This is a genomic window from Leifsonia sp. HAY1-4F (genome assembly GCF_056755275.1).
In genome coordinates this window covers 17865-33763 of record NZ_JBNDHX010000003.1, presented here as the reverse complement: position 1 = coordinate 33763, position 15899 = coordinate 17865, and the positions used below count along the sequence as shown (strand labels likewise).

The 15899-nt window shown below is 66.2% G+C and carries 17 protein-coding genes; 5 read left to right on the top strand and 12 right to left on the bottom strand.

Annotated features, from left to right (window positions below; genetic code table 11):
• Window positions 1-24: 24 nt before the first annotated feature.
• The 8 genes from ACPYOG_RS01270 to ACPYOG_RS01235 form a co-directional block, all read right to left on the bottom strand.
• Window positions 25-1122, bottom strand: coding sequence for a D-alanine--D-alanine ligase family protein (locus tag ACPYOG_RS01270; RefSeq protein WP_481292448.1), 1098 nt, complete (start codon window positions 1120-1122; stop codon window positions 25-27).
• Window positions 1034-2164, bottom strand: coding sequence for an NAD(P)H-dependent glycerol-3-phosphate dehydrogenase (locus ACPYOG_RS01265; RefSeq protein ID WP_481292447.1), 1131 nt, complete (start codon window positions 2162-2164; stop codon window positions 1034-1036). Before ACPYOG_RS01265 ends, ACPYOG_RS01270 begins: the two co-directional genes overlap by 89 nt.
• Window positions 2157-2927 (bottom strand): lysophospholipid acyltransferase family protein, encoded by a 771-nt coding sequence (locus ACPYOG_RS01260; protein WP_481292446.1) that lies wholly within the window; start codon window positions 2925-2927, stop codon window positions 2157-2159. Before ACPYOG_RS01260 ends, ACPYOG_RS01265 begins: the two co-directional genes overlap by 8 nt.
• A gap of 53 nt (window positions 2928-2980) precedes the next feature.
• The gene (murA, locus tag ACPYOG_RS01255) at window positions 2981-4351 is read right to left on the bottom strand and encodes a UDP-N-acetylglucosamine 1-carboxyvinyltransferase (RefSeq protein WP_481292445.1); all 1371 of its coding nucleotides are present in this window, start codon (window positions 4349-4351) and stop codon (window positions 2981-2983) included.
• The gene (leuD, locus tag ACPYOG_RS01250; protein WP_192629853.1) at window positions 4348-4947 is read right to left on the bottom strand and encodes a 3-isopropylmalate dehydratase small subunit; all 600 of its coding nucleotides are present in this window, start codon (window positions 4945-4947) and stop codon (window positions 4348-4350) included. Before leuD ends, murA begins: the two co-directional genes overlap by 4 nt.
• Window positions 4947-6431, bottom strand: a complete 1485-nt coding sequence (gene leuC / locus ACPYOG_RS01245) for a 3-isopropylmalate dehydratase large subunit (RefSeq protein ID WP_481292444.1) — start codon at window positions 6429-6431, stop codon at window positions 4947-4949. Before leuC ends, leuD begins: the two co-directional genes overlap by 1 nt.
• 182 nt (window positions 6432-6613) lie before the next feature.
• Window positions 6614-7363 carry a PP2C family protein-serine/threonine phosphatase gene (locus tag ACPYOG_RS01240; protein WP_481292443.1) on the bottom strand — a complete coding sequence of 250 codons (750 nt, stop codon included), beginning with the start codon at window positions 7361-7363 and terminating at the stop codon, window positions 6614-6616.
• Window positions 7364-7417: 54 nt separating this feature from the next.
• Window positions 7418-8470, bottom strand: coding sequence for a TerC family protein (locus tag ACPYOG_RS01235; RefSeq protein ID WP_481292442.1), 1053 nt, complete (start codon window positions 8468-8470; stop codon window positions 7418-7420).
• Window positions 8471-8756: 286 nt separating this feature from the next.
• Here ACPYOG_RS01235 and ACPYOG_RS01230 point away from each other — a divergent pair, with 286 nt between their 5' ends.
• The gene (locus tag ACPYOG_RS01230) at window positions 8757-9095 is read left to right on the top strand and encodes a hypothetical protein (protein ID WP_481292441.1); all 339 of its coding nucleotides are present in this window, start codon (window positions 8757-8759) and stop codon (window positions 9093-9095) included.
• A gap of 16 nt (window positions 9096-9111) precedes the next feature.
• Here ACPYOG_RS01230 and ACPYOG_RS01225 read toward each other — a convergent pair whose 3' ends face one another.
• On the bottom strand, window positions 9112-9585 hold the full coding sequence (locus ACPYOG_RS01225; protein ID WP_481292440.1) for a MarR family winged helix-turn-helix transcriptional regulator: 474 nt from the start codon (window positions 9583-9585) through the stop codon (window positions 9112-9114).
• Window positions 9586-9762: 177 nt separating this feature from the next.
• Between ACPYOG_RS01225 and ACPYOG_RS01220 the strand changes: the two genes are divergently transcribed.
• A complete protein-coding gene (locus ACPYOG_RS01220; protein ID WP_481292439.1) occupies window positions 9763-10071 on the top strand; it encodes a hypothetical protein in 309 nt (102 codons plus the stop codon).
• Entirely contained in the window at window positions 10056-11666 is a 1611-nt protein-coding gene (locus ACPYOG_RS01215; protein ID WP_481292438.1) for a multicopper oxidase family protein, read from the top strand. The genes ACPYOG_RS01220 and ACPYOG_RS01215 overlap by 16 nt, the downstream gene beginning before the upstream one ends.
• A 7-nt stretch (window positions 11667-11673) precedes the next feature.
• Here the strand turns inward: ACPYOG_RS01215 and ACPYOG_RS01210 are convergent, their stop codons facing one another.
• Window positions 11674-12759 carry a S66 family peptidase gene (locus tag ACPYOG_RS01210; RefSeq protein WP_481292437.1) on the bottom strand — a complete coding sequence of 362 codons (1086 nt, stop codon included), beginning with the start codon at window positions 12757-12759 and terminating at the stop codon, window positions 11674-11676.
• A 325-nt stretch (window positions 12760-13084) separates the two neighbouring features.
• Here ACPYOG_RS01210 and ACPYOG_RS01205 point away from each other — a divergent pair, with 325 nt between their 5' ends.
• Entirely contained in the window at window positions 13085-13723 is a 639-nt protein-coding gene (locus ACPYOG_RS01205) for a class I SAM-dependent DNA methyltransferase (protein WP_481292436.1), read from the top strand.
• A 47-nt stretch (window positions 13724-13770) separates the two neighbouring features.
• Here ACPYOG_RS01205 and ACPYOG_RS01200 read toward each other — a convergent pair whose 3' ends face one another.
• Window positions 13771-14304: a P-loop NTPase family protein gene (locus ACPYOG_RS01200; protein WP_481292503.1), complete on the bottom strand. Its 534-nt coding sequence runs from the start codon at window positions 14302-14304 to the stop codon at window positions 13771-13773.
• A gap of 268 nt (window positions 14305-14572) precedes the next feature.
• On the opposite strand from ACPYOG_RS01200, the gene ACPYOG_RS01195 reads away from it, so the two are divergent.
• Window positions 14573-15061 (top strand): uridine kinase family protein, encoded by a 489-nt coding sequence (locus ACPYOG_RS01195; RefSeq protein WP_481292435.1) that lies wholly within the window; start codon window positions 14573-14575, stop codon window positions 15059-15061.
• Here the strand turns inward: ACPYOG_RS01195 and ACPYOG_RS01190 are convergent.
• On the bottom strand, window positions 15033-15815 hold the full coding sequence (locus ACPYOG_RS01190; protein WP_481292434.1) for a class I SAM-dependent methyltransferase: 783 nt from the start codon (window positions 15813-15815) through the stop codon (window positions 15033-15035). The genes ACPYOG_RS01195 and ACPYOG_RS01190 overlap by 29 nt on opposite strands.
• Window positions 15816-15899 lie beyond the last annotated feature (84 nt).

Here is a 15899-nt window from a genome sequence, read left to right as displayed (position 1 = left end):
CGTAAGCCGCACCGGTAGCAAGCGTCAGACGGAGCCTCGGGCGATGCCGATCTGGATCAATTCGTCGATCAGTGCCGGATAGCTGAGGCCCGACTCCTGCCAGCAGCGCGGGAACATCGAGATCGGAGTGAATCCAGGCATCGTGTTGATCTCGTTGATGACGAAGCCGACCTCGGTGAGGAAGAAGTCGACGCGGGCCAGGCCCTCGCCACCGATCGCATCGAAGCCGCGCACGGCGAGTTCGCGCATCTCGCTGAGTTGCGCCTCGGTCAGATCGGCCGGACACACCAGATCGACGCCCGGAGCATCCAGGTACTTCGCTGCGAAGTCGTAGAAGTCGCGTCCGTTGACGACGATCTCACCCGCGACGGAGGCGCGCGACGGTTCGCCCGGCCGTCCACCGAGTACCGCGATCTCCACCTCCCGGCCGCTCACCATCGCCTCGATGAGCACCCGGTGGTCCTCCGCGAGTGCGGTCTCCATCGCGGCGTCGAGATCCGACCAGTCCGAGACCTTCGTGACGCCGACGCTCGAGCCGGCCCGCGCCGGCTTCACGAAGACGGGGAGCCCCAACGCGCCGGCGTCCGTGCGGACGGCCTCGGGCGCGGTCCGCCACTCGTATGCCGACACGGTGCGCCACGGAGCGACCGGGATTCCCGCCTGAAGCAGCACGGTCTTGGTGAAGTGCTTGTCCATCCCGAGAGCGCTCGCCAGCACGCCACTACCCACATAGGGCAGCCCGACGAGCTCGAGCATGCCCTGCAGCGTGCCGTCCTCCCCCCACGGACCGTGCAGGATCGGGAAGACGATGTCGACCGAGCCGAGCGACGAGCGCGCGCCGTCCCCGTCCACCACCGTGAGCTCGCGCGTGGCGACGCTGTCCGGCCACAGGATGCGCGTGCCGTTGTCCTCGACGGAGGGCAGCTTCTCGGCGTTCAGCGCGAAGCGGGCGGCGTCGTCCGGCTGCAGGGTGAAGGCGCCGTCACGCGTGATCCCGATCGGGATGACGTCGTAGCGGTCGCGATCGATGGCCTCAAGGACGCCGGCCGCCGTCGCGCAACTGATCGAATGCTCGCTTGAGCGACCCCCAAAGAGAAGCGCGACTGCGACTCTGTCCGTCATCCACTGTCCTTTCGCCTTGCGGCTCGTCCGAATCCGTCGTGAGATGCGGTGCGATGTCCCTCGGATCGAGCGTACCGGCGAGCACCTGGCTCACCTGACGCACGATCGGCATCTCTACTCCGCGAGCCTCCGCAAGGCTCAGGATGGGCGCGACGGAGGCGAGACCCTCCGCCGTCTGGTTCATCTGTTTGACCACGTCGCTAAAGCCGTAGCCCTGCCCGAGCAGGCGGCCCGCCGTATTGTTGCGGCTGAGCGAGGACTCGCACGTCGCGATGAGGTCGCCCAGGCCGGCCAGCCCGGACAGCGTCTCGGCTTGAGCGCCGTACGCCACCGCGAAGTCGGTCATCTCGACCAGGCCGCGGGTGATGATCGACGCCTTGGTGTTCTCGCCGTAGCCGACACCGTCGACGATCCCGATCGCGACGGCGATCAGGTTCTTCAGCACCCCGCCGAACTCGGTGCCGATCACGTCGGTGTTGACGAAGCTGCGGAAGTACCGGTTCGTGGCCGCCATCGCGACGGCCTGCGCCGTCTCCAGACTCGCCGACGAGACCACGGCGGCTGTCGGCTGCTCCCGGGCGATCTCCAGCGCGAGGTTCGGGCCGGAGGCGACGGCGATCCGTTCCAACTCGATCGGGAGGCCCTGGGCGATGACCTCGCTCATGCGCAGCCCTGTGCCCTTCTCCACGCCCTTCATCAGGCTGACGACCACCGTCTCCGGACCCAGATACGGGATCATCGCCTCGAGGTTCGAGCGGAGCATCTGACTGGGGATCGAGACGAACACCTGCTCGGCGCCCTGAATCGCCTCGCCGAGACGGGGAGTCGCGCGCAGATTCCGGGGCAGGTTGATGCCCTCGAGGTAATCGCTGTTGCGTTTCACCTCGTTGATCTCGCGGGCGACCTCCGGACGCCTCGCCCACAGCACCACCTCGGAGCCGCCATCGGCGAGGATCTTCGCGAACGTCGTCCCCCAGCTGCCGGCGCCGAGGACGGCGACGCGACGGGGACGGGCGATGGGAGCCTTCACTGCTTTAGCCATCGAAGCGGCCGGTCTCCTTCTGATTGTGTTGCGACGGGTCCCAGCGCTGGGCAGGGGCCTTCTCTCCGCGGAGGTCTTCCAGGAGCGCCGTGATCGCATCCATGATGACCGCGGTCGCCTCGGTCAGGGTGGCGTTGTCGAGGGGCCTGCCCCGGAAGGCGGAAAGGTCGACCGGGTCGCCGATCTTCACGTCGATCGTCTTGCGCGGGAACCAGCTGATCTTCTTCGCGTAGCGTGCCATCACCTGCTGGGTGCCCCAGTGCGCCATGGGGATGACCGGGATGTCGTGCTCGAGGGCCATGCGGGCGGCACCGGCCTTGCCGCGCATGGGCCACATGTCCGGATCGCGCGTGAGCGAGCCCTCGGGATAGATGACGACGATCTGCCCCTCATCGACGATCTTCTGCGCCACCTCGAGCGGCGCAGCGCCCCGGGCGTTCCCGCCGCGGGAGACGGGGACCTGCCCCGACCGGCGCAGGAACCAGCCGGCCACGGGGATGCGGAACAGGCTCTCCTTCGCAAGGAAGCGCGGCAGACGCCCCAGCTTCCAGGCGACCATGCCCATCATCACCGGGTCGATCTCGCTGTAATGGTTGGGCGCGAGGATGAACGCGCCGCTGCGCGGCAGCTTTTCGGCGTCCACGATGCGGAAGCGGGCGAGCATGCTCCCGATCGGGACGAGGATTCCGGCGAGAACCCAGAAGACCGACGGACGGCTCTTCTCGGAGCGCTGCTTCTTCACGGGCGAATCGGATTCAGGCATCGTCCCATTATCCGTGACACAGCATCAGGCTCGGCGCATGAAGGCGGAGCGGCTCAGCCTTCGAGGACGAAATCCGCTCCGAGCAACTGCAGCTTCGTGATGAAGTTCTCGTACCCGCGGCTGATGATCCCGACGTTGCTCACCGTGGACTGGCCCTCGGCCGTCAGTGCCGCGATCAGGTGACTGAATCCGCCACGAAGGTCGGGGACCTCGATGTCGGCGCCCTTCAACTCCACCGGGCCTATGATGACCGCGGAGTGGTTGAAGTTGCGCTGGCCGAAACGGCACGGATGGCCGCCGAGGCACTCCTTGTGCACCTGGATCTTCGCGCCCATGTCGATGAGGGCATCCACGAAGCCGAAGCGCTGCTCGTACACCGTCTCGTGCACGATCGACACGCCCGACGCCTTGGTCAGCGCCACGACGAGCGGCTGCTGCCAGTCCGTCATGAACCCGGGGTGCACATCCGTCTCGATCACGACCGGCTTGAGCTCGCCGCCCGGGTGGTAGAAGCGGATGCCGTCGTCGTTGATCTCGAAGGCGCCGCCCACCTTGCGGAAGACGTTGAGGAAGGTGAGCATCTCGGGCTGGCGTGCTCCGCCGACGAAGATATCGCCACCGGTCGCCAGAGCGGCGGCCGCCCAGCTGGCGGCCTCGTTCCGGTCGAACAGTGCGGTGTGGCTGTAACCGACGAGCGAATCGACGCCCTCGATGCGGATCACCCGGTCGGTGTCGACCGAGATGATGGCCCCCATCTTCTGCAGGACGTTGATGAGATCCATGATCTCGGGCTCGATGGCCGCGCCCTTGAGCTCGGTGATGCCGGCGGCGCGGACCGCTGTGAGCAGCACCTGCTCCGTGGCGCCCACGCTCGGGTACGGGAGCTCCAGCTTGGCCCCGTGGAGGCCGTTGGGGGCCGTCATCCGGATGCCGCTGGGCAGCTTGTCGACCACCGCACCGAACTTGCGCAGCACCTCCAGGTGGTAGTCGATCGGCCGGTCGCCGATCCGGCAGCCACCCAGGTCGGGGATGAACGCCTCGCCGAGACGGTGCAGCAGCGGCCCGCAGAACAGGATCGGGATGCGGCTAGAACCGGCGTGCGCGTCGATGTCCGCCATGTGCGCCGACTCCACCGCGCTCGGATCGAGCAGGAGCTCGCCCTCCTCCGCGCCGTCCGTCACCTTGACGCCGTGCACATCGAGGAGCCCCCGGACCACGCGGACGTCGGAGATATCGGGCACGTTCCGCAGGACGCTCGGGCCTTCGCCGAGGATCGCGGCGACCATCGCCTTGGTGACGAAGTTCTTGGCGCCGCGGATCTCGATGCGGCCCTGGAGCGGGATCCCACCGTTGATCGTGATGCGATCGCCTTTGAGGCCGACGTGGGCTCCTGCCGCCTGAGCGTCCTGAAGAAGAGAGTTCAAAGTTTCACCGGGAGGGTCGTGGGCCGCCAGCTCGCGCGGCCCGATTCGTATTCGGAGATGCGCGCCTCGTCGCGCAGGGTCAGAGCGATGTCATCCAACCCTTCGAGCAAACGCCAGCGAGTGTAGTCGTCGATCTCGAAAGACACGGTCACTGCACCCACGCTCGCAGTCTTGGCAACCAGATCCACCGTGGCGGATATTCCCGGCTGCGCCTCGATCGCCTCCCACAGGCGCTCGGCGTCCTCCTCCGAGATGATCCCGGTGAGAAGGCCCTGCTTCCCCGCATTCCCGCGGAAGATGTCGGCGAAGCGCGGGCTCAGCACCACCCGGAATCCGAAGTCGCGGAGCGCCCAGACAGCGTGTTCGCGAGACGAACCCGTGCCGAAATCGGAGCCGGCCACGAGCACCGTCGCGCCCTGGTACTCCGGGCGGTTGAGGATGAAATCGGGGTCCTGACGCCAGGCGTGGAACAGCGCATCCTCGAAGCCCGTCTTCGTGACGCGCTTGAGGAACACCGCAGGGATGATCTGGTCGGTGTCCACGTTGGAACGGCGGAACGGGACCGCCGTGCCGGTGACTGTCTCGAACTTCTCCATCAGGCGCCCACCTTCTCTCCGATGGCGTTCAGCGTGCCGCCATCCTGCGGCGTGTCGTCGCCTTCGTGCTCCAGGTCCCACGGGCTCGACAGCGTCCCGCGGATCGCCGTCGCCGCAGCGACCAGGGGCGACACCAGGTGGGTGCGGCCGCCCTTGCCCTGGCGGCCCTCGAAGTTGCGGTTGGAGGTGGAGGCGCAGCGCTCCCCCGGAGCGAGCTGGTCGGGGTTCATGCCCAGGCACATCGAGCACCCGGCGAACCGCCACTCCGCGCCGAACTCTTCGACGATCTTGTCGATCCCCTCGGCCTCGGCCTCGATGCGCACGCGGGCGGAGCCCGGGACGACCATGACGCGCACGCCGTCGGCCTTCTTGTGCCCCTTGATGATGGAGGCGAACGCCCGCAGGTCTTCGATACGGCTGTTGGTGCAGGAGCCCATGAAGACCGCATCCACCGGGATGCTCTTCATCGGCGTGCCCGGCTCGAGGTCCATGTACTCCAGCGCTCGCTCGGCGGCGGCGCGGGCGTTCGGGTCGGCGATCGTCGCCGGGTCGGGCACCGCCTGGCTGAGGGAGACGCCCTGACCGGGATTGGTCCCCCAGGTGACGAACGGCTCGATCTCGGCGGCGTCGAGGTACACCTCTGCGTCGAAGACGGCGTCATCATCGGTCTGCAGCGTCTTCCAGTAGGCGACCGCCTCATCCCAGTCGTCGCCGTGCGGCGCGTGCGGACGGCCCTTCAGGTAGGCGAAGGTCGTCTCGTCGGGCGCGACCATGCCGGCGCGAGCACCGGCCTCGATCGACATGTTGCAGATCGTCATGCGGCCCTCCATGGAGAGCGCGCGGATGGCGCTGCCGCGGTACTCCAGGACGTAGCCCTGCCCGCCGCCCGTGCCGATCTTGGCGATGACGGCGAGGATGATGTCCTTGGCCGTGACACCCGGGCGCAGTTCGCCCTCGACGGTGATCGCCATGGTCTTGAACGGCTTCAGCGGGAGGGTCTGCGTGGCGAGCACGTGCTCCACTTCGCTCGTGCCGATCCCGAAGGCCATCGCGCCGAACGCGCCGTGCGTCGACGTGTGCGAGTCGCCGCAGACCACGGTGATGCCCGGCATCGTCAGGCCGAGCTGCGGGCCCACGACGTGCACGATGCCCTGCTCGATGTCTCCGAGCGAGTGCAGGCGGATGCCGAACTCCTCGGCGTTCCGGCGCAGCGTCTCGATCTGGGTGCGACTGGTGAGGTCGGCGATCGGCCGGTCGATGCCGATCGTCGGCGTGTTGTGGTCCTCGGTCGCGATCGTGAGATCGGGACGGCGAACCGGGCGACCTGCCATTCGCAGGCCATCGAAGGCCTGCGGGCTCGTCACCTCATGGACGAGGTGCAGATCGATGTAGATGAGGTCGGGCGAACCATCTTCGCCCTTGGCGACCAGATGGTCGTTCCAGACTTTCTCGGCCAGCGTCAGCGGCCCGGTGGGGGTGCTCATTCTCTTACGAACTCCTTAGCGTGTGAACGGATCAGCCGTCGACGGACTCCGCGGCGAGGGTGGCCTGATGACTAGGACTCGCCGCGGCGGCTAAGGAGGAGAAGACCCGCGTACACACACCCAGAGTACCATCCGGCGCTGAGGGTCCCTCCGGTTGCGCGGCCGGCGCGGCAGCCACCGGCTCACGCCCTCGGTGTCTCCTCGATGACGGATTCGACCAGGATCACGGTGATGTTGTCATGTCCGCCCGCCTCGTTCGCCGCGTCCACGAGGGCCGCCGCCGGGTCGGGGTGGCCTGCCGCGAGGACCTCCGCGATCCGGCGATCGCTCAGTTCGCGCGTGAGCCCATCCGAGCAGATCAGGAAGACCTGCCGGCCCTCCTCGGCGATCAGTTCGAAGTCGGCATCGACGAAGTCCTCGGCGCCGAGCGCGCGCGTGATGACATTCCGCTCCGGATGGATGGCGGCCTGCACCTCGGTGATGAGCCCGGCGTCGACCAGCTCCTGTACGGCCGAGTGATCGACCGTCAGCTGACGCAGGCGTTCGCCGTCCCAGGAGTAGACCCGCGAGTCGCCGACGTTGACGACCATCCATTGCTCCGCCGCCAGTTTCGGCACCCGGACGCGGACGATTCCGGTCAGGGTCGTGCCGGCGACGGCCGGGCCGGACTCGTCCGCCCCGGACAGTGCGCGCACCGCCGCGTTGGCCTCGTCGATCGCACGGATCACCTCGTCGGGAGTCGGACGGCTGCCCGGCTGGAGCGTGCGGGCGAGGCTCTCCACGGCGGTCCTGCTGGCCAGGTCGCCGCGCGCGTGGCCGCCCATGCCGTCGGCGACGACGAAGACCGGGTCCTCGGCGAGAGTGCTGTCCTCGTTCACATGGCGTACCGCACCCGTGTCGCTGCAGACGGTCACCCCGACGCGAGAGCTCATGTGCGGTGATCCTCCTGCTCCGGCGGCGCAGCTCAGCGCGCCTGTCGGACCATCCTATGGCGCACGGTTCTCGGTGGGCTCCTCGGCCGGGGCGGTTTCCGCATCGTCCCCGCCGATGGCCTCGGCGACGCTGGAGCCGCTCATCCTCAGCTTCACCAGACTGGCAACGGTGGCGACGAGCATCGAGCCGACGATCACGATGAGGGATGTCCACGTGCTGATGTCCGGAGCCCACTCGATGTGGTTCCCGCCGTTGAGGAACGGCAGCTGGTTCTCGTGCATCGCGTGGAACACGAGCTTCACCCCGATGAACGCGAGGATGAACGCGATCCCGTACTTGAGGTACACGAGCTTGTCGAGAAGGTGGCCGAGGAGGAAGTACAGCTGGCGCAGGCCCATCAGCGCGAAGACGTTCGCCGTGAACACGATGAACGGGCTCTGGGTGATGCCGAAGATCGCCGGGATGGAGTCCAGCGCGAACAGCACGTCCGTCGTCCCGAGGGCCAGGAAGACGATGATGAGCGGCGTGAACATCCGCCGGCCGGCCACCGTCGTGCGCAGCTTGTTGCCCTCGTACCGGTCCGAGACCTTCAAATGCCGGCGCGCGAATCGGACGAACCAGGAGTCCGCTTCACCCACGTCGTCGTGGGAGAGGAAGGCCTGGTTGAACGCGGTCCACAGCAGGAACGCGCCGAAGAGGTAGAAGATCCAGCTGAAACTCGCGATGAGGCCGGCGCCGAGGACGATGAAGACGCCACGGAACACCAGCGCCAGGACGATGCCGACCATCAGCACTTCCTGCTGATACTTCCTGGGCACCGCGAACCTGGCCATGATGATGACGAACACGAACAGGTTGTCGATGCTCAAGCTGTACTCGGTCAGCCAGCCGGCGAGGAACTGCCCGGCGTGCTCCGCGTCCCCGATCAGCAGCATCAGGAGCGCGAACACCAGCGCCAGCGCAACGTAGAAGCTCACCCACAGGGCCGACTCGCGCGGGCTCGGAATATGGGGCCGCTTGAAGATGATCAGCAGGTCGGCCGCGAGGATCAGCAGCAGAACGACCAGGGAGCCGACCTCGAACCAGAGGGGCAGAACAGTTTCCACGAGGGACCTTTCGAAGGGCGTCGGACATCGCCGAAAGTCTCTCCCGCACCTTTCGGTGCCACTGCGCCCGGGCCCACTGCTTCGCGGACCGTGATGACGTGCACAGCGCCGGCCCTGCAGCAACCTGCCTGCGGAACCGTCCGGGATACTCCCCTTCGCTCCCACCATCGTACCGGACAGGTCGCCGGCCCGCTGGGGTGGAACGCGGAGAATTCCGCGATCGCGACGGCATCGAGGCTTGCCGGCTGGATACCGCGCCAGTAGCGTGTGGATCAGGGGGTGGGGTATGAACGCACTGATGGCGGACCTCGAACGGGACGAGCGGCGACGCCGGAGCGTGAGGCTCCTGGTCGTACTGGCGATCCTGACCGGAGCGGGAGCGTGGCTGACGGGCCCGTGGGGCATCGTAATGCTGACCAGGGGTGAGGCCATCGGCTGGCTGCTCGTAGCGAGCGGCGTGGTGCTGTTCGCCGCTGCCGTGACGGCCATCATCGTGGCGCGCCGTTTGCGCGTCTCCGTGGAAAGCCTCCCCGGCAAGCCGAATTCGCGATTTGACGAGCCGGAGCCGTCACGCAATCCGAACGGCGGGTACTCCCTGACCGGCACGCAGATCGGGTCGCGCTAGTCTCCACGAGCGGACACTAGGACCGTTCGGCACTCTGCCCCGTCGAGCCGCCGCGTTCGGGTCCGGATTCGCCAATCGTCTCGGGTGAGGCGACGAACTTGGTCAGCAGGGCTTCAAGGATCTCCAGCTCCCCCTGGGTGAATGACCCGAAGAGGTCTTCTGCAGCCCCGGAGGCCAACCGCTGTGCCGCGTCGAAGGCATCGATTCCTTTGCTTGTCAGAGTGAGGTCGGCAACTCGTCTGTCAGTGGCGGACTGCGTGCGGCTGAGGTAGCCGAGATTCTGCAGATCCTCGACGGTTCGGACCATTCCGGCCTTGTCGCTGCCGGTCTGGCGGATGAGGTCCCGTTGAGTGGAGACGCCGGCGCGTCGCAGAAGCATCATCACGCCGAAGTGCCGGCCGGTCAGACCGAGCTCGGACAGGGCGGTATTGAGCGATCCGGCGGCTCTTCGGTGCGCTTGACGGAGCAGTAACCCGAGGTTGAGGTTCACTCCGCGTGGTTTCGGCATTCCCCCATTCTATGTTAGATTCACTTGAATCCGATTCATCTGAATCTATTGGGGGGGCGAATGACGACACGATCAGAAACGGCTGCGGCTACGGCACGCAGACCCGTGCCTGGCTGGCCCTCATGGGTATTCCGCATCACCAGCACGGTCGCTGCGGTCATGTTGTTCAATCAGGCGGTCTTCGCGGGTCAGTTCTTGGACGGAACATACGACTCCTTGCACGCGCACCGGGAGAATGCGACGTACGCCGGGATCTCTGTGCTGATCTCTGCGGTCGCGGCGGTGCTGGTGCGCTGGCCGGGCCGGGGACCGTGGTGGCCGATCCTGGCTTCGATCGGCATCTTCGGGCTTATCGCGCTGCAGATCGTTCTGGGTTTTGCCAGGGCGATCTCGCTGCATGTGCCGCTGGGCGTCGCGACCATCGTGCTCGCGGTCGGTCTCGCCGTGTGGGCTTGGCGGCGATCGTGACAGGGAAGGGCGACCGGGTCGAGTTCAGCCGTCGTGGGTTCATCGGCGCCGGCCTCGTCGCCGGAGTCGGGCTGGGCATCGGGATCCCGTTTTTCCAGGGTGCCGATGGCTCGAGTTCCACCGGTAATCTGCTTCGAAGCGGTCGACCGCTCCCCCAGCCGTTCACGCTGCCGTTCCGTACTCCGCCCGTGCTTCAGCCCACACGCAGCGACAGGGATGCGGACTACTACGACATCACGCAGACCGCGGCGATGGCCTCCATCCTGCCCGACGTCAAGACCGCGATCTGGGGTTACAACGGAATCTTTCCCGGGCCCACGATCAATAGCCGACGCGCCCGCACATCCGTCGTGACGCACACCAACAATCTGCCTGTGCCCACCGTCGTCCATCTTCACGCCGGCCGAACACCCCACGACAGCGACGGATATCCGATCGACTACGTCTTCCCGGTAGACCGGTCCTATATGAAGCAGCACACGAGCATGGATCACATGGATATGGGAGGCGCGATAGCGGGAGACACAAGCGATGGTCACCGCGCCTATGCCTACCCGCTTGATCAGCGTGCGGCGATGCTCTGGTACCACGATCACCGGATGGACTTCACCGGCCCCAGCGTGTGGCGCGGACTCGCCGGGATCCACTTCGTCCGCGACGAAGAGGAAGACGCCCTCGGGCTCCCTTCGGGCCCGCGGGAGCTTCCGCTGATGATCACCGACCGGAGCTTCGCTGCAGACGGCTCACTCGCCTATCCGAGCGTCGATGAGACCTTGATGACCACACCAGGAGTCACCGACGCCTTCGTGGCAGGGGTCCTCGGTGATGTCATGCTCGTCAACGGGACCCCCTGGCCGGTCGCGAAAGTCGACGGCGCCAAATACCGGCTCCGTATCGTCAACGCGTGCAACGCTCGACGGCTCGACCTGCGTCTCGACCCTCAACCCAAAGGGGCGTTGACTCAAATCGGCACTGACGGGGGTCTCCTCGCGGCACCGATCCGCCAAGAACATTTTGAGCTCGCACCCGCCCAGCGGGTGGACCTCATCATTGACTTCTCAACCTTCAAGCCCGGAACACGTGTGACACTTGTCAACGATTTCGGCGACGCCAACATGTCCCAGGTGATGCGCTTCGTCATCGGAGAAAAGATCGATGACCCGTTCACCGTGCCCGACAAACTCTCCACGATCGAAACACTGACGGCCGCACAGTCCGTCATCACGCGCACCTTCCGTTTCCGATCGGGCGACGTCGGCCACACGAAAGGATGGCTCATCGACGGGCAGCCATTCAGCCCCGACAACATCTCCGCGTCTCCGCGACTCGGCACAGTAGAGGTCTGGCGCCTGATCGCCGATTTTCACCATCCCGTGCACATCCACCTGAACCCTTTCCAGGTGCTCTCTCGCGGCATCGGAGGACCCGGCCCATTCGACGCCGGCTGGAAGGACACCATCGACCTCCGTCCCGCCGAAGAGGCATCCATAGCGATCAAGTTCGACGGCTACGCCGGAAAATACGTCTTCCACTGCCACAACCTCGAACACGAGGACATGGCCATGATGGCCAACTTCACCACGCGAAGTCTGTGACCACCCTTCAGCGAAGAGCTGGGGAACGGCCTTCCACGGGAGGCCCGTAGTCGGCGACGACGGAATGAGTCGCACCATCGAGGGTGATGGTGCCGCCGTGGGGAATGATCCACTGGGGCCGCGTGTGGCCGAAGGGCACGCCGACGCAAACGACCGCGTCGGAGTTGTACCGGCCGATCTGCTCGATGACGATGTCCCGCTGAGCCGCCCGCAGCTCGGCGCGCTCTGCCGCGGAGGGCACCGGCGAGTGCAGTTCGCTCACAGGCGGCCGGGCGACCAGTACGCTGGCGATGGCCTCGAGCACGCCTCGCTCACCGAGGGCACGCACCCAGCGCTTCACCTGATCCGCAGACGGTGTCTCCTCACTGGTCTCCAGCAGCAGGATCGCGCCGTCCAGGTCGGCGGCGGAGGGCATCCGACCTGCCACAGCGATCTGGTCGATGACCTCGATGCAGCCGCCCCAGCTGCGACCCGAGACGGTCTTACTCGGCCCGGCCCACGCCCACGGCTCGGTGGCCTCGCGGTCGCCGAACTCCGTGAGCGCGCGCGGGTCGTCCCAGGACCGTCCGAAGTCCTCGGATTCACCGGGTTCGGTGAGCTCCAGACTGCCACCGTCGAGCAGAGCGGCACGCAGAGAACGCCGATGAACGTCATCCAGATGTGGGCCAGGACCGAGGTGCACTTGGGTGGAGCCGCCGTAGAAGCTCGGAACGCCGAGACTCCAGAGCAGGTTGTGCAGGTTCGTGTTGTCGCTGTAGCCGAGGAACGGCTTCGGGTTGGCGGCGAGGACGTCAGCGTCGATGTGCGGGATGACGGTCACCTGGTCGTCGCCGCCGATCGTGGCCAGCACCGCGCGAATGCTCGGGTCGGCGAAGGCCGCGATGACATCCGCAGCGCGTGCCTCCGCACTCGCTCCGAGTTGCCGCGTGGTCGGGTACTCGACGGGGATCAGGCCCGTTGCCTCGGTCAGCCGTCGCATCGCCTGCTCGTGCAGAACCGCCGAGACAGCAGGTGCCGCGAAGGCCGGCGAGAGCACCGCGACCCGATCTCCCGGTACAGCCTTCGGTACGGCTCTGAACGATTTCGCACTCATCCACCGATTGAAGCAGAACGCAACGAGAACCCGCGGCCGGATTGCGATCGCAATCGGTGCCCTTGATCGACCGCGCTTCGGACGGGCTGTGTCGGCGATGAGACCCGCGGAACGATCGCTGGCTGACCGCGTGTTGCTGACGACGCTGACGTTCTCGACCTGGATGCGAACGTCCACAACTCACTCCCGCTCAACGCCCAAGTAGCGATCGGTTGAGTTCGCCGGGGTCTGAGTATCGTGAACGGTAGGGCCCGGCGCGAATTCTTGCCCGTGACACTGGCGAACGCTCCATCCAACCGGCTCCATCGGTACCTACCCTGAACGTATGGACGATCGACTTGCCGCACAGACCCGCGCCGGATACGACGCCGCTGCCTCGGCCTACGCGGAGAGCCTCCCGGACACCAGTTTCGAAGCGGGAATCGATCTGGCGATGATCGATCATTTCGTCGCGCAACTACCTGACGCATCAGCGGTCTTGGACGCTGGCTGTGGCACCGGACGCATGCTCACCTACCTACGGGGTAAGGATGCGTCGCTGACACTCGCAGGAACTGACTTGTCCGCCAACATGCTCGCCGAAGTGAAGAAGCTCGAAGTCGACGTGGATCTGGTCCAGGCGGACTTCGCCGCCCTCCCCTACACCGACGGCACCTTCGACGGTGTCCTCGCCTGGTACTCCATCAGCCACACTCCCCCGCACGCGCTGAAGAGGATCTTCGCCGAGTTCCGGCGCGTGCTGCGGCCCGGGGGTGTCCTCCTGCTCGGCTACCAAGAAGGAAGAGGGGAACGGACGATCAAGAACCCCTACGGGCAGCCGATCGAGTTGACGGCGTTCCTCCACGACTCCCCCTCCGTCATTGAGGCACTGGCCGCAGCCGGGCTCAGTACCGACACCACCCTCACCCGCGCGCCTAGAAGAGCCGAGAAGCACAGCCAGGGCTTCGTGCTCGCCCGGAAGTGAACTCGCCTGCGCGCAGGCGTTTCGCATTCCAGGGGGCGCGAGTGGATTCAGCGAGGTTCCCAACTCAAGACCGCGTCGCGCAGCTCAAGTACAGACTTCGCGCTGTCCAGGCGCAGGACCGGTAGATCAAGCTCATTGAGCCATGCTTCATGGGCGATGCGGCTCCTGCCGTCGAACGCCGGGTCGTCGTAGCCGCTGGCCCAGTCCCGGAATTCCGACCACGCGAATTCATCGAACTCTTTGCTGGCTCGACGTTGGGCCTCCCGCGCTTCAAGGCGCCGTAGCCGCTCCTCCGGGTCAAGCGTCAAGAACACCACGGCATCGCACTCCGCGACGATGCTGTCTCCCCAGCCACTCATCGACCCGGACAAGACCCATGCTTCGCGTGGGACGAACACATCGCGCATCAGGGCCAGCCGCGCATCCTCCGGTCGCTTCTGAACGAAGGGAGGGTTCGTGGGCACCCAGTAGTAGTCGTCCGTGTCCGCGTGAGGAACCGACCAGTAGTCGGCCAGCGCCCGGCCGAGGCTCGTCGTGCCGCTGCCGCTGGCTCCCAAAACGTGAACTCTCGACCGTCGCATGAATCGATCTTCACGCATTTGCTGACCCGTGCGTGGCCGTGACCGGCCGCAATTCGCTCGACGCCCGTTGTCGAACAAGCCGATCGGGCGACAAGGACCGAGCGGGGGCGGCTAACCGAGGGCGTGCGGTCGTTCCCTAGGCTGGTTGCATGAATCGGACCGCGCTGATCGAGCACATCCGTGCTGAACGGAGCGCTTCATCGCGCCCGCTCATCGTTGGTGTCTCGGCTTCGGCGGCTCGGGTAAGTCGACCCTCGCCCGTGAGCTCGTGGAGGCGATACCCGGTGCCGTGCGCATGCGCGGCGACGACTTCCTGGACCCCGTCCGGTCGCACGAGCGCTCCACCGATTGGGATGGGGTGGAGCGCCAGCGCTTGGTGTCAGAAGTCCTGACGCCCGTGCGACTTCGACAGCCTGGGCACTTCCGCCGATTCGACTGGGTAAAAGGAACGCTCGGGGAGGCGGAACCCGTGCCGGAAACCGACGTCCTCATCGTCGACCTCATCGGTCTGTTCCACCCGGAAGCATTGCCCAGCATCGACATCACGGTGTGGTGCAACGTCGATCTCGACACCGCTGCAGAGCGCGGCATCGCGAGAGACAGGCAGCTCGGCCGTGACCATGAGACCCTCTGGCGCGAAGTCTGGACCCCGAACGAGCGCGACTTCGCAATGCGCTACGCACCGCGTAGCCGCGCGGACGTACTTTACGAAGAGCCGCGGGAGAGGATCACGGGCCGGGCAGCGGACGGAGCTTGAAGATCAGGATCCCGAGGTACTTGTTCATCCACTCCTGCTTGTGAGGGAAGCGCTGCGCGATGTCCTCGGGCAGCTGCGGCTCGACGGCGGCCTCGATCCAGAGCCCTGCGGCACTGAAGGTGTTGATCAGCCCCGACATCGTGTACGGGCGTTTGGTGAGAGCGATCTGGTCGTTCCAGCCGGTGCGATACGAGAAAGTAGGCGCGCTGGTGAAGTACTCCTCGCCGAGGGAGGTGCCGTTTTGCTCGGCGCGTTCGAGGGCGTACCGGACGGGTTGCGTCCTGGTCAGCAGGATGAAGCCGTCCGTGGCGAGCATCGCCCGCGCAGCGCTCAACGTGCGCTCTGGGTCGGACGCGTACCCGAAGGACTGAAGGAACATTATTCGGTCGAACTCTCGGCCTGTAAGCTCCGCGATCGACCCGAGCTCGGACAGGTTGCCCGGGACGAGCTGCAAACCGGGCGGCGCGGCGAGGAAGTTGCCGCTGATGTCTACGCCGACGGAATCGACAGCACCGTCTCGCATCAGCTCGATGAGCTTCCCGCCGTTCCCGCAACCAAGATCGAGGACCGAGCACCCAGAGACGGGGCCGAGCATGTCGCGCTGCGCCGGCCACTCCACGAGTTGATCGAGCGAGTCCTCTTTGCTCCGGGCCTGCTCGTAGTTGGGAGCCAGTCGTCTCCAGGACTCGGTCGGGTCCTGCACGGCAGTGCGTTCGGATGCCGCCGCGCCCTCGGTGCGTTCTTCCCTAGCCACCTCTGAAACATAGCCGTCGTATGCCCCGTTAACAGATCCGCCAAAGCGTGGCAGCTCCAAGTCTTCGACACCGTCACGCGACGG